This is a genomic window from Leptotrichia sp. oral taxon 847, assembly GCF_001553645.1.
Taxonomy (GTDB): domain Bacteria; phylum Fusobacteriota; class Fusobacteriia; order Fusobacteriales; family Leptotrichiaceae; genus Leptotrichia.
The window spans coordinates 1,333,150-1,346,549 of record NZ_CP014231.1; the positions used below are offsets into that span (position 1 = coordinate 1,333,150).

17 protein-coding genes are annotated in these 13,400 nt (G+C 29.0%); 16 read left to right on the plus strand and 1 reads right to left on the minus strand.

Annotation, left to right across the window (positions count from 1 at the left end):
* Positions 1-91 precede the first annotated feature (91 nt).
* The 6 genes from AXF11_RS06190 (at position 92) to AXF11_RS06215 (ending at position 5,827) form a co-directional block, all read left to right on the plus strand.
* Complete coding sequence (locus tag AXF11_RS06190) at positions 92-658, plus strand: toxin-antitoxin system YwqK family antitoxin (RefSeq protein ID WP_068155959.1); 567 nt, start codon at positions 92-94, stop codon at positions 656-658.
* A 181-nt stretch (positions 659-839) separates the two neighbouring features.
* Entirely contained in the window at positions 840-3,815 is a 2,976-nt protein-coding gene (locus tag AXF11_RS06195; protein ID WP_068155964.1) for a hemagglutinin repeat-containing protein, read from the plus strand.
* 2 nt (positions 3,816-3,817) lie between these two features.
* Positions 3,818-4,387: a hypothetical protein gene (locus tag AXF11_RS06200; protein WP_068155967.1), complete on the plus strand. Its 570-nt coding sequence runs from the start codon at positions 3,818-3,820 to the stop codon at positions 4,385-4,387.
* 175 nt (positions 4,388-4,562) lie between these two features.
* Positions 4,563-4,865 carry an EndoU domain-containing protein gene (locus AXF11_RS06205; RefSeq protein WP_068155970.1) on the plus strand — a complete coding sequence of 101 codons (303 nt, stop codon included), beginning with the start codon at positions 4,563-4,565 and terminating at the stop codon, positions 4,863-4,865.
* Between the two features lie 95 nt (positions 4,866-4,960).
* On the plus strand, positions 4,961-5,185 hold the full coding sequence (locus AXF11_RS06210; RefSeq protein WP_068155974.1) for a hypothetical protein: 225 nt from the start codon (positions 4,961-4,963) through the stop codon (positions 5,183-5,185).
* A gap of 84 nt (positions 5,186-5,269) precedes the next feature.
* Positions 5,270-5,827: an ankyrin repeat domain-containing protein gene (locus AXF11_RS06215; RefSeq protein WP_156440393.1), complete on the plus strand. Its 558-nt coding sequence runs from the start codon at positions 5,270-5,272 to the stop codon at positions 5,825-5,827.
* A gap of 438 nt (positions 5,828-6,265) precedes the next feature.
* Here AXF11_RS06215 and AXF11_RS06220 read toward each other — a convergent pair whose 3' ends face one another.
* Positions 6,266-6,547: a hypothetical protein gene (locus AXF11_RS06220; RefSeq protein WP_068155980.1), complete on the minus strand. Its 282-nt coding sequence runs from the start codon at positions 6,545-6,547 to the stop codon at positions 6,266-6,268.
* 482 nt (positions 6,548-7,029) lie between these two features.
* Between AXF11_RS06220 and infA the strand changes: the two genes are divergently transcribed.
* The 10 genes from infA to AXF11_RS06265 all read left to right on the plus strand — a co-directional run bounded on the left by infA (position 7,030) and on the right by AXF11_RS06265 (position 13,367).
* Positions 7,030-7,248 carry a translation initiation factor IF-1 gene (gene infA, locus AXF11_RS06225; RefSeq protein ID WP_006805851.1) on the plus strand — a complete coding sequence of 73 codons (219 nt, stop codon included), beginning with the start codon at positions 7,030-7,032 and terminating at the stop codon, positions 7,246-7,248.
* 21 nt (positions 7,249-7,269) lie between these two features.
* A complete protein-coding gene (rpmJ, locus tag AXF11_RS06230; RefSeq protein WP_068155982.1) occupies positions 7,270-7,383 on the plus strand; it encodes a 50S ribosomal protein L36 in 114 nt (37 codons plus the stop codon).
* A gap of 193 nt (positions 7,384-7,576) precedes the next feature.
* Positions 7,577-7,942, plus strand: coding sequence for a 30S ribosomal protein S13 (rpsM, locus tag AXF11_RS06235; RefSeq protein ID WP_068155983.1), 366 nt, complete (start codon positions 7,577-7,579; stop codon positions 7,940-7,942).
* Between the two features lie 30 nt (positions 7,943-7,972).
* The gene (gene rpsK / locus AXF11_RS06240; RefSeq protein ID WP_068155985.1) at positions 7,973-8,362 is read left to right on the plus strand and encodes a 30S ribosomal protein S11; all 390 of its coding nucleotides are present in this window, start codon (positions 7,973-7,975) and stop codon (positions 8,360-8,362) included.
* 28 nt (positions 8,363-8,390) lie between these two features.
* The gene (gene rpsD / locus AXF11_RS06245; RefSeq protein WP_068155988.1) at positions 8,391-8,978 is read left to right on the plus strand and encodes a 30S ribosomal protein S4; all 588 of its coding nucleotides are present in this window, start codon (positions 8,391-8,393) and stop codon (positions 8,976-8,978) included.
* A 31-nt stretch (positions 8,979-9,009) separates the two neighbouring features.
* On the plus strand, positions 9,010-9,990 hold the full coding sequence (locus AXF11_RS06250) for a DNA-directed RNA polymerase subunit alpha (protein WP_068155990.1): 981 nt from the start codon (positions 9,010-9,012) through the stop codon (positions 9,988-9,990).
* A gap of 35 nt (positions 9,991-10,025) precedes the next feature.
* Positions 10,026-10,400 (plus strand): 50S ribosomal protein L17, encoded by a 375-nt coding sequence (gene rplQ, locus AXF11_RS06255; protein WP_068155992.1) that lies wholly within the window; start codon positions 10,026-10,028, stop codon positions 10,398-10,400.
* A gap of 117 nt (positions 10,401-10,517) precedes the next feature.
* Positions 10,518-11,222 carry a S1 RNA-binding domain-containing protein gene (locus AXF11_RS10870; RefSeq protein WP_231724657.1) on the plus strand — a complete coding sequence of 235 codons (705 nt, stop codon included), beginning with the start codon at positions 10,518-10,520 and terminating at the stop codon, positions 11,220-11,222.
* A gap of 2 nt (positions 11,223-11,224) precedes the next feature.
* Positions 11,225-12,328 carry a S1 RNA-binding domain-containing protein gene (locus AXF11_RS10875; RefSeq protein WP_231724658.1) on the plus strand — a complete coding sequence of 368 codons (1,104 nt, stop codon included), beginning with the start codon at positions 11,225-11,227 and terminating at the stop codon, positions 12,326-12,328.
* 97 nt (positions 12,329-12,425) lie between these two features.
* Positions 12,426-13,367 carry an aminotransferase class IV gene (locus tag AXF11_RS06265; protein WP_068155994.1) on the plus strand — a complete coding sequence of 314 codons (942 nt, stop codon included), beginning with the start codon at positions 12,426-12,428 and terminating at the stop codon, positions 13,365-13,367.
* Positions 13,368-13,400 lie beyond the last annotated feature (33 nt).

A 13,400-nucleotide genomic window follows, 5' to 3' on the forward strand; every position in this document is an offset into this window, starting at 1 on the left:
ATAATTATTACGAAAACAATATTTTTATTTCGGATTATATTGTATATAAAAAAATATATTAGGTACTTTTTATTTTAAAAAAGAAAATAATGTGTCTGAGTATTCTTGCTTAAATAATTATATTCAAATTGGAATGAAGATAGAGATAGATATAGATGATAAAACCTTTTCGATATGTACAATAGATGAAAATGAGGAAGAAATAGGAAGAAGTTTAGTTTATGATATAAAAACAGGAAAAATATATCATAATATAATTTCAATTAACAATAAATGGTATTATGAAAAAGATTTTACGGTAATTAATAAAGATAAAAATTCAGTAGAAAAATCCTTGATATTAGATAAAAAAATCATATTAAAAAAAATCTTTTATAATGAAAAATGTATAGATTTTAAATTATTTAAAAGTAATAAATTATATGGTTTTAGAGAAATTAGAGATAATAATGGTAAATTATTACTAAGAGGAAGTTATTTAAATGGGAAAAAAATAGGATTATGGTATGAATATGAAAATGGAAAGATTATTTATAAAGCTTCTTTTGATGAGAAAGAGAGACTTTGTGGATTATGTAAAGAATATGACTTAAACGGAAAATTATTAGCAAAAGAAATTTATCTAAAAGGTAATCTAATAAAAAGGATAGAAATATAAAGAAAAATTACATGTACCGTAAATTTTGCATAATCAAATAGAAGATTATTTTTCGGCTTGTTAAAATATATTCCAAATAAATAAGAATACGGTTTCTAAAAGCAGTACATACATAAAATCTCATCAGGAAGAAAATGTTGCAGGAAATTTACAACTTAGCGGAGCAAGAATTGAAGGAAACTTGACAGGAATCGGAAGTAACATTGATTTAGGTGAAAATACCTTTGTTGGCGGAAAATTGACAACAGATTCGAGAGAATTACATAATAGTTTTTATGAAAAAAATACGTCCAGAGGATTTAGTGCAGGAATTAGTCACGGAACGGCTTCATTAAATTATGGAAAATCAAGCAGCGCCTATGATGAAAAAGATACGATAAATGCCAAATCAAATTTAAGAATTGGCGATGGAAGTGTGCTAAATAACGGAGCGGAAATTACAGCCACAAACTTTGAATACGGAAATATTCAGATTAATAATGGTGATGTAAAATATGGTGCAAGAATTGATACAAGAGATGTAAAAACTACTTCAAGAAGCAGTAATTTTGGTGTGTCAATTGGAATAAGCAGTCCGATTAAAGATAGAATTGAACAAGCAGCTGGAGCTGTAAAGCAAGTTAGAAGGGGAGATACAATAGGTGGACTTGTAGCTGGAGTAAATGCAGGAACTGGAATGGTTTCAGGACTTGCAGGAAATCAAGGGACAAGACAGGCTTATCACACAGGAAATTTAAGTCAAAGTGAAGTAAGAAATGCGAGTGCAAACAATAACTTTTATGCAAATATTGGAGTAAATGCAGGATATTCTACTTCTAAAAATAGTAACAACTCCCACAATGAAAGTGCTGTAGTTACGACAATGAAACCAATGGATGAAAATTCAAGCATAACTTACAACAATGTAAACAACATAACTTATCAGGGGACACAGGCACAAGGTGGAACATTTATCTACAACAATGTAAAAAATATTCAGAAGGAAGCAGTAGAGCTTCATAACAGCAGCAGTTCAAGAAGTTCAAACTTTGGAATAAGTACGGGAGCGACAATTGGATATGGCTACGGAACACAGATTACTGGAAATGGTGGAAGTGTTTCTGCAAATAGAAGTAATTTGAATACAACTGAAACTGTTTATCAAAATGGTAATTTTCAAAATGTAAATGAAGTTCACAATAATACTGGTACAATGACACTTTCAGGATTTAATCAGGAAGGCGGAAAAGTCACAGGTAATATCGGCAAGCTGGTTGTAGAAAGCAGACAGAACACAAGCACAACAACTGGAAGATCAAGCGGAGCAAGTGTAGGAATAAGTGCAAATGGAGTTCCTAGTTCTTTAAATGTAAATGGAAGCAGAACAAGCGGAAGTAGAGCATTTGTAGATAATCAAAGCAGCTTTATTGTTGGTGAAGGAAGTAATCTTCATGTCGGTACAGTTGAAAATACTGGAGCAATTATTGGAAAACAGAGTGAAAATGGTACTACATTTAAAGCTGATAAGTATATTGGCCACGATATTCAAAACTATGATACAATGACAACAACAGGAGTTTCAGTAGGGACTTCATTAGGAAAGTCTCCTAGAGTTACAAACATTGGATTTAATCAAGAGGATAGGGATAAACAGGGAGTAACTAGAAATACGGTAGTTGGAAATGTAGAAATAGGAGAAGCTTCTGGAAGTCCAATAAATAGAGATGTTACAAGAGCAAATGAAGTTACGAAAGATAAACAACATTCGACTAAAATCAATGTTGAGAGCCAGACTATTGAGTATGCTACTAATCCTGGTAAACTGAAAGAGGATATTGGAAAAGCCAAAGGGGAAATAAATGACATAAAATGGGCAATAAAAGAGTCAATTCACGATAGAGGAGATGACAACAGGAACTTCTTTGGACAGCTTTCAGAAGTTAGACTGGACAAGAGTCTTGAAAATATAACGAGCGAAAGACTGATAGGTAAGACAGTAGATACTGAAATAGCAGATGTTTTTAAGGATGCCTATAAAGATTTAGGATACGATATAAACATCATATTTTCAGATCCTAAAAATTCTCCGCAATTATTAGATGAAAAAGGAAAACCAAAAACAGGAACGGCTTATGTACGTGATGAGAATGGAAAGAAAATCAAGACAATAATAATCAATGGAGAAGATCCTAAGAATGCAACAAAGGCTGGACTTATCGGAACAATAGTTGAAGAGGGAAGCCACGTAATAGGAAAAGTCGAAGGTAGACAAAGAAAAACTGGAACTGATGAGAAAGGATTAGAAAGCACAGGAAGAGCTTCAAATGAATACTTTGCTGAAAAATACAAGGATGACAATACACCTATTAGTATTCATTCGGATGGTAAGGATTATTCCAATGTTGATTTTGGGGAGAATGTGGGAGATACTGCAAGTTCAGTTAATCTCTATAGATTAGTAGGAGCTTTAATTAATGCAGAAAAAGTATTATCTCAAAATTATAGTGATAAACATAAATATTTCTCCGTGTTGAAAGAAGTAGGAAAATATGCAGGACATAGAGTTGGAAGCCCATATGAGGCATTGTATTTAATATCAAAAAAAGGTAGGAAAAATGTTTTAAATAATAATAATTTAGATATAAAAAGTTTTGATCCAGAGGGATGGAAGAGAGTTGAAGGAAGAAATGAATATAAAAAAGCAGTAGAAAGTGTAAAAATTAAGGCAAAAAATATTGCACTTAACATTTTAAGAGAAAAACCTGACACTAAATATTTAGAACGACGTAGTAAGGGAGATATTGTTTCTGGATTTAAATTAGAAGGATCTGAAAAAATAATAGATAAAAAAGTTTCTAATACTTTAGAATTTGCTTTAGGGAGTCCTGTTATTACTGGAACAGCACTAATACAGAAAAATGTGAAATCTAATGGTAGGATAGATTTAAAAATTAGTGTCAGATATAATCTATCAGATGAATTTGGAGATGTTTATGGTATAAAAGAAGCTCAAAAAAAATTCTGGAAAATATTAGGATTAAAAAATATGCCTCAATTAATTCCATCAGAATATGGAGCTCCTTATGGAATGTTAGGACCTTCTAAAACTGAGAAAATTCTTTCAGAACAATTTAAATCGAAAAAAGAATATTTAAAATTTTTGGAAGGAAAATATTAAAAATGAGAAAAAAATTATTACAATTTTCTATATCAATCTTTCTATTAGTTTTTATAAAGTATGTAGGCTTTTTTCTGTTTGGAATTTTTCCTTTATTATTTAATTTATTAACTTTAAAAACTGAATATGATACAAATGGTAAAAATTTAAAACTTTCAAAAAGTTATAATATAATAGATTGTGATTTTGGAAATTATTTAGTCTTACATGGACCAGAATATTTGTATTCTTTCAAAAAAAAAGATTATCTTAGCTATGATTATGGGGTAGTAACAAAACTTGTCAAAAATGGAAATGATTGGATAGGTTTTATTCGAGATGAAGACAAAGAAAAAATAAAATATTATATGGTTAATTTTTCAAAAGAAGATGAAGGGTTTTATAGAGCATCAGAAAAAAAAGTTAGGGAAGTACATGGATATTTTATAATAAATGAAAAAGAAGCTGTCTTCAATTTATCTGAAGAAGAATTAAAAAACAGAAAAATAAATAAGATAGAATTTAAAAACCCTGGTTATTATGTAGCAAAATATGGAGAAAATACGTGTAAAGATATTCTTAAAACAAAATAGTTTTGTTCGGCAATCTTTTATTTGAAGAATAATATTAAAGTATAATAATACTGTTGATAAAAATGATAAATGTTGTTGCAAAAAATAAAAAAACTTAGAGAGGAAAACTGTTTTTTGATATATTAAATTAAATCCTAAATATAATATAGAATTTTCAAATAGAAATGTTGGAAATGTGACAGTACCAATAGATTTTGATAATCATATTATAGGCGGAGAAATAAACAGACGTGGAGATCCGGTAGGAGGTCACAGCACTCTAACTCCAACCGTTAGAATTAGCAATGATTTGGGAGTTACATCAAATGGAGTTCGTAAAAATAATATTGAGATATTTAATTCAAGAACTAATCAATGGCTTCCGAAGAGATATATAAATACTATGTTTCCAGAATGGTGGACAGGGAATAGAATAAAAGTTGAAAATGATACGGCGTATAAATTAAGAACTCAGCATCCTACAAATCAATCAAAATGAGAAGGAATTACGCCATCAGGAATTAAAGTAGAAGGATTCGAATATCCGAGAACAACAGTATTTCCTAAAAAAAATCAATAAGAAAGGATATTAAAATGAAGTTTAAATTTAAATTTGTGTCTGTAGGAAATAATAATCTTATTAAAACGAGAGCTGATTGTATTAGTTTAAATAATTCAATACAGGAAAAAAATGTAACAAGTTATTTAGCAGATATTGAAGAAGATATATTAAATGGAAAAATTGATTATAAATATAATATAAAAATGTTGAGAAGTGATGTATATGATGTAAAAACTGGAACTGAAGGATGGGCATGATATATAGTAGCGAACAACATGTATCTTTCATTTATTTTTTCTCCAGAAGATAGATATTCGCAGGCGGAAATTTCAAGGAAATCAATGTCAGTACTATTAAAAAAATGGACTAAATTTTTAGAAAGAGAACCAGAATTAAATTATGAAGAGATAGTTGAATTGCCTGATAATGAAAATCCTACTGTGTATTCAGAAGCATATTTTGGTACATATGAAACTTTTCTAGAAAAATTTGAGGAGGGGCAACAATATGAGGAAGATTTACTATATACTGCTTTTTGCAATTATGAACCTAAAGAAAAATATAAAATAGTTAAATTTTTATTAAAAAAGGGAGCTTCAGTCAAAAAGAAGAAAGGGGGTGGAATAAACCTGTTTTTCCCATTGTTTAGTAATATATCCTTGGATAATAGAAAAACAGATTTAGAAATTACATTGGATTTGTACAAAATATTACTAGAAAGAGGAGAAAGTTTATCGTCAATAGATATGAATACAGGAGAATCTCCATTAAATCGCCTTTTTTGTGCATATGGGACATTGTATCCTGATGAAAAAATGACATCATTATACAATATAGTATTCTCAGAACCCAATTTAAAAATTTTATTTAAAGATAAAAATGGGAATACTCCAACTTGATATAGCCAGAAAAAATAGAAGAAAAACAGGTGTGAAATATATGGAAGAATACATTGAAAAATATCATTTAACAAAGGAATAAAATATATTACAGAAAAACAGACGGGGAGAACTATCTTGTCCCGAGATACAATGAAAGTCCAGTTTTTTCTTTCAACTTTATACATTCCAAATAATTAACACAAAATATTTTGACTATATCAAATTTGCCCATATAACCCCTACAAATTAAAATTTTTATTTAAGGCATAGAAAAGTTTATACCAAAAATCGATTTTTCAAGCTATATGGATGTTATATGGACTTTTTAAATGATATTTTTTTAATAAGTTAGATGGCATATTTTTTAAACCAGTTTTCAAAATAATTAAAATCTCAAGAGCATAAATTTTTTTATATAAATTCCTAAAATTATAAATGGATACTCCCTTTTTTTATTTATCTTTCCAAAAATTTTGAAATTAAATCTTTAACTTTTTCATTAAATTCTTTACTTAAAAAATAGTCTTTTACTTCTTTCTGAATACCGGAAAGTCTAGTTGCAGATTCCATAATTTTAGTAACAGGATTTTCTTTTCCTGAACTGAATTTCTTTATATTTTTTTCTTCTAATTTAAATTGCTTCTCAAATTCAAAATATTGTTTTTTTAAAGTCAGCTCTTCTTCAAAATTTAACAATTTTTCAAAATTAATTATTGGATAAAACTTATTTTTATACATTCCATAAAGATAAGATTTCTGATAAATTTCTTAGATTTTAGATTACTTTTTTCTTCCATAGTTATTACTCCTTTTTCTATATTTATTTATAAAATTCTTTCTTTTATTTTGGATAAATTGTATAATAAAATACAGTAAGAAATTTAAATATTTTAAGAAAATTAGAAATATCTATACTTGAAGAGTTGCCATTTAGAAAAAAATACAGTAGAAGAATAAAAAGGTATACTATATCATTAGATGTGAGAAGATAATTAAAATTATTTTTTAAAATATGAGGATAATATTGTAAAAAAAAGAAAATAAAAAAAGGTAGTTTAAAATATTCATGTCATTGCCTGCATTCTAAAATTTTTTTATTGAAAAAAATGTCAATATATGATAAACTAAAAATTAGTATAAGTAAATTTGAAATTTAAAAAAATTTACTGGACAATTTTTTTAAAATTTGATACAATAAAAAGGATCCGAGGTGATTTTCAATGGCAAAACAGGATGTTCTTGAGCTAGAAGGTGAAATAATTGAAGCACTGCCTAATGCGATGTTTCAAGTGAGGCTTGAAAATGGACACGAAGTTTTAGGACATATCTCAGGAAAGATGAGAATGAACTATATAAAGATTTTACCAGGGGATAAAGTTACGGTTGAAGTTTCTCCGTATGATTTATCGAGAGGTAGAATTGTGTATAGAAAAAAATAAAATCTGGAAGGAGGGTTTTTAGTGAAAGTAAAAGCTTCAGTAAAACCTATGTGTGACAAATGTAAAGTTATTAAGCGTCACGGAAAAGTAAGAGTAATATGCGAAAACCCTAAACACAAACAAATACAAGGATAATTAATATTTTTTAAAATATTTAGGGCGAAAAAAGTTAAAAACAAACTGATTAAAAATTTTTATTATAAGACTTTTAAAGATATTTAAAATAAAAATTGTAAAAGTATGTTTAGCTGTAGAGCTTATTCCTTATATCATTTGTGAGGGCATATTGAAGAAGATTAAAAATATCAAATAACGAGGAGGAAACAATTTGGCTAGAATAGCAGGAGTAGATATTCCAAGAAATAAAAGAGTAGAAATTTCATTAACTTATATTTTTGGAATTGGAAAAAGCACTTCAAACAAAATTTTAGAAAAAGCAGGTGTTAATAAAGACACTAGAGTTAAAGATTTAACAGAAGAACAAGTAGCAAAAATCAGAAACTTTGTAGAAGAATATAAAGTTGAAGGTGAATTGAGAAAAGAAATCAGACTTAATATAAAAAGATTGCTTGACATAAAAAGTTACAGAGGATTAAGACATAGAAACGGTTTACCTGTAAGAGGACAAAAAACTAAAACAAATGCAAGAACAAGAAAAGGGCCAGTAAAAATGGCGATTGCTAAGAAAAAATAATAAATTATTGAGTTAAGGAGGAAACCATAAGTGGCTAAAAAACCAGCAGTTTCAAAAAAGAAAAAATTAAAAAATATTCCTAATGGGATAGCATATATACACTCTACTTTCAATAACACTGTTGTAACAATTACAGATGCAGAAGGAAAAGTAGTAATCTGGAAATCAGGAGGGACTTCAGGGTTCAAAGGAACTAAAAAAGGAACTCCATTCGCAGCTCAAATAGCAGCTGAACAAGCAGCACAAGTTGCAATCGAAAACGGAATGAAACAAATCGAAATTAAAATAAAAGGACCGGGATCTGGAAGAGAAGCTTCTATAAGATCAATTCAAGCAACTGGATTAGAAGTAACAAGAATAGTTGATATAACTCCAGTGCCTCACAATGGTGCAAGACCACCTAAAAAGAGAAGACCGTAATTTTAAAAACTAAGGAGGAAATAGATAAATGGCAAGAAATAGACAGCCGGTTTTGAAAAAATGTAGAAATCTTGGCTTAGATCCAAGCGTTCTAGGAGTAAATAAAAAGTCAAACAGAAATATTAGACCAAACGCAAATAGAAAATTAACTGAATATGGAATACAATTAAGAGAAAAACAAAGAGCAAGATTTGTTTACGGAGTTCAAGAAAAACAATTTTATAAATTATATGAAGAAGCAACAAGAAAAGAAGGAGTAACAGGGGAATTGTTACTTCAATATTTGGAAAGAAGATTAGATAACGTAATTTATAGACTAGGATTTGGTTCTACAAGAAGACAAGCAAGACAAATCGTAAGTCATGGACATATTTTAATTAACGGAAAAAGAGTAGACATCGCTTCTTACAGAGTAAAACAAGGTGATGTTATTACCGTAAAAGAAGATTCAAAAGAGTTAGCTATTATCAAACAATCTGTTGGACAAAAAACAGTTCCAGGATGGTTATCACTTGAAGAAGGTTCATTAACTGCAAGAGTAATGGAGAATCCAGGAAGAGATGCTGTTGACTTCGAAATTGATGAAGCAATGATTATCGAGTATTACTCTAGATAATAATATTTTGTTCGAAGGAGATGAATTAGCTTTGTTAAAAATTGAAAAAATAGCTAAAAATGTTAAATTAACAGAAGAAAAAACAGATGATTATACAGCAAAATATACATTAGAACCTTTATATAGAGGTTATGGAAATACTATTGGAAATGCATTAAGAAGAATATTGTTATCTTCAATACCGGGAACAGCAATAAAAGGAATTAAAATTAATGATGTTTTAAATGAATTTTCTACAATAGAAGGTGTAAAAGAAGCAGTTACAGATATTATTTTAAATGTAAAAGAAATCGTTGTAGAAGCTGATGAACCTGGTGAGAAAAAAATGTCCCTATCTGTAAAAGGGCCTGCCGTAATAACAGCTGCCGATATAAAAGTAGAGCCTGGTCTAAAAATTATAAATCCTGAACAAGTTATAATGACTGTTACAGTTGACAAAGAAATCAATATGGAGTTTCTTGTTGATTCAGGAGAAGGATTTGTAATTTCGGATGAAATCAATACGGATGGATGGCCAATTGGATATTTAGCAGTAGATGCAATTTACACACCTATCAAAAGAGTAAATTATGCTGTGGAAGACACAATGGTTGGAAGGGTTACAAACTACGATAAACTAATTTTGGAAGTTGCGACAGACGGAAGTATCGAAATAAAAGATGCATTATCTTATGCAGTAGAATTACTGACTTGGCACGTGGAGCCATTTGCAAATATTGGAAACAGTATGAGTAAATATCGCGAAGAAGAAGTTGAAGCGGTTGTATCAAGTAACGAATCTGAATCCAGTGTCGAAGATATGAAAATTGAAGAGTTAGACTTTACTGTTCGTTCTTATAACTGCTTAAAAAAAGCTGGAGTCAATACAATTTCTGACTTAACTTCAATGAGTTATAACGAACTTTTAAAAATAAAAAATTTAGGTAAAAAGTCTTTAAATGAAATCATTGATAAGATGAAAGAGCTTGGTTATGATCTAAGCGACCACGTTTCAACTAATGAAGAAAACTAAAAAAATTTAACTAAAACTTTTGACGAGGAGGGAAAATGAATCATAATAAATCATATAGAAAGCTAGGTAGAAGAACTGACCATAGATTAGCTATGCTTAAAAATATGACAATTTCTTTAGTAAAAGCAGAACAAATTGAAACTACTTTAACAAGAGCTAAAGAATTGAGAAAATTTGTTGAAAAATCTATAACTTTAGGGAAAAAATATAATAATTCAACTGATGTTGCAAGAAGAGTACATTTGAGAAGACAAGCTTTTGCTTTTTTAAGAAATGAAGAAGCAGTTGGAAAAATCTTTAATGAAATTGCTCCAAAATATGCTGATAGAAATGGTGGATACACTAGAATTATTAAAACAGCAGTTAGAAGAGGGGATTCAGCTGAATTAGCGATTATTGAATTAGTATAAATTTTACAGGAGCGGTTTTTAATCGCTCTTTTTTTTAAATTTAATATATTAAATTGTCGCCAGTTCATAAGTGTGGTATAATAAGTACATAAAAATTGTGAAAAAGAGAGGAAGATTATGAGCGAAAAAGATTTATTTGAAGAAATGCTGCCAGATTATTTGCCAAAAGAGAGAAAATCAGGTGATGTAGTTGAAGGTATGATTTCAAGAAAAGAAATTCAGTTTGGATATTTGGATTTAAATTTAAAAAAAGAAGGAAGAATTTTAATTCGTGAAATTGAAAATTTCAATGTTGGAGATAAAATTGAAGTTAAGATTTTAAGAGAAGATGAAAATAACATCATTGTTTCAAAATTTTTATTGGACAAAGCTAAAGAATTTGTTTCGTATAACGTAAACGACATTGTTACAGGAGAGATTTCTAAAAAAGTTAAAGGTGGATATATTGTAAAAATTGGAAAAAATGAAGCATTTTTGCCATTTTCACTAGCTAGATTTGAAAAAGACAAAGATTACACAGGACAAAAGTTCAAATTTTTGATAAAAGAGAAAACTAAAAATAAAATTATAGTTTCCCGAAGTGATTTAATTAAAATTGAAGAAGAAAAATATTTTGAAAAAATAAACGTTGGAGATATCGTAACTGGAAAAATTAAGGAAGTACTTGATTTTGGACTAGTTGTAAATTTAGGAGCGACAAATGGGTTTGTTCATATTTCTGAAATTTCTTGGAATCCTGTGGACGACTTAGTCGAAAAATTCGGAATAAATGATGAAATTAGTGCAAAAATTATTGAAAAAGATACTGAAAAAATAAATTAAAATTGAGTATAAAACAATTATCACAAAACCCTTGGGAACTTTTTGAAGAAAAACACAAAATAGGGGATATTGTAAAAGTTAAAGTGATAGAAATTCTTGATTTTGGAATAGTTGGAAATATCGTGGGAAGTGAAGTTTCAGGATTTATACATATCTCTGAACTGGCTTGGAATAATGGTGCAAAAGAATTGAAAAACTATAAAATTGGCGATGAATTTGATGCAAAAATCATTGAAATTGAAAGCACTAAAAGAAATGTAAAATTGAGTGTAAAACAGTTGTCTGAAAATCCTTGGGAAAAAGTGAAAGAAAAATATAAAATTGGAGATGTTTTGGAAAAACCAATTGCAGAAATATTTGATTTTGGACTGCTTATTGCAGTTGAAAAAGATGTAGACGGACTACTGCACATTTCAGATTTGGCTTATAAAAAAGTTTCAAATTTGGCATCAAAATATAAAGTTGGTGATGTAATCAAATCTAAAATTATAGAATTTAATGATGAAAAAAATAGAATCTCATTGAGTATGAAAGCAATTTTTGATGAAAAATGGGAAAATATTGAAAATAATTATGACTTATCTGGAGCTTTAAAAGGGAAAGTTGTAAATGTTCAAGATTATGGAATTTTTGTGGAAATTGAAGAAGGAATTGAAGTATTTATCCATAAAAATGAGTTTTCTTGGGATAAAAGGGAGAAAAAATCTTATAAAGTTGGTGACGAAGTTGAATTTAAAATAATTGTAATGGACAAAATCGATAAAAAGTTGGCAGGAAGTATAAAACAGCTTTTAAAATCTCCGTGGGTTGAGGTAACAGAAAAATATAAAAAGGGAAACATTGTAAACACTCAAATCGAAGAAATAAGCGAAAATTTTGTGCTAGTGAAGTTAACTGACAGATTTAATGGAATTGTGCCAAAAAGAGAATTATCAGAACATTTTTTGAAAAATATCTCTGAAAATTTTTCTGTTGGAGATAAAGTTACTGCGGTAATCACCGATATTAATGACAAGAGAAAATCTATCGCGCTGTCAATTAAGAAAGTTGAAGAAATGGAAGAAAAAAAAGAAATGGAAGAGCTGATGAAAATTTACGGAGTATAGATTTTGTATTAAGAAAAAAATTTTACATATTGAGCTAAAAGTGGTAAAATAGTACTCAAGAATAGCAATAAAAAAATTAAAATATTGGAGGAAAAAAATGGCAGGTAAAACTAAATTTATGAAATATGCTTATTTCGATGGAAAAATAGTGGAGTTTGAAAAAGCGACAGTAAGCATTGCAACAAACAGTTTACAATACGGAACAACTTGTTTTGGAGGTGTCAGAGGATATTACAGAAATGGAAAAGTGGCAATTTTTAGACTAAAAGACCATTACATAAGACTTATGACAGCTTCAAAAATGTTGGGGTATGAATACTTTATGGAATGGGATGAGTTTAAAAATATCGTAACAGAATTGGTTAAGAAAAACGATATAAAAGAAGATTTCTATATGAGACCTTTTATTTTCTGTAAGGAACCAAGAATATCACCTAAAAAGGCAGGACTTGATTTTGAACTTGCAATTTATATGTTGCCACTTGCAGATTATGTAAGTACAAAAGGTGGACTAAAATTAATGAGTTCAACTTACAGAAAATACAATGATTCTTCTATTCCAACCAAAGCAAAAGCAGGTGGATCTTATGTTAATTCATTCCTTGCAACAAGTGATGCTCAAAGAAACGGTTATGATGATGCGTTAATGCTTGATGATGCAGGAAATGTAGTAGAAGTTTCTGTTGCAAATATTGTATTAATTTACAGAGATCAAGTAATAATACCTGATACAGGAAATGCAGCGCTTGAAGGAATTACAGTTAGATCAGCATTAGAATTGTTGGAATACAACGGATATAAAGTTAATCGTGGAAAAATTGACCGTTCAATGGTATTTACAGCGGACGAATTGCTAGTAACTGGTACAGCAATGAAAATCACTTATGCTGAATCATTGGATAAAAGACCAATTGGACAATTAGATTTTAACGCAACACCAAAACCTGGTAAATTCTACGAATTGTTAAAAGGTGAATACGAAAAAGTAATTAATGGAGAACACGAATTGTCTAAAAAATGGTTATTTATTGTAGAATAATTTAAATAAAAATTTCAGGAGTTATAATAACTC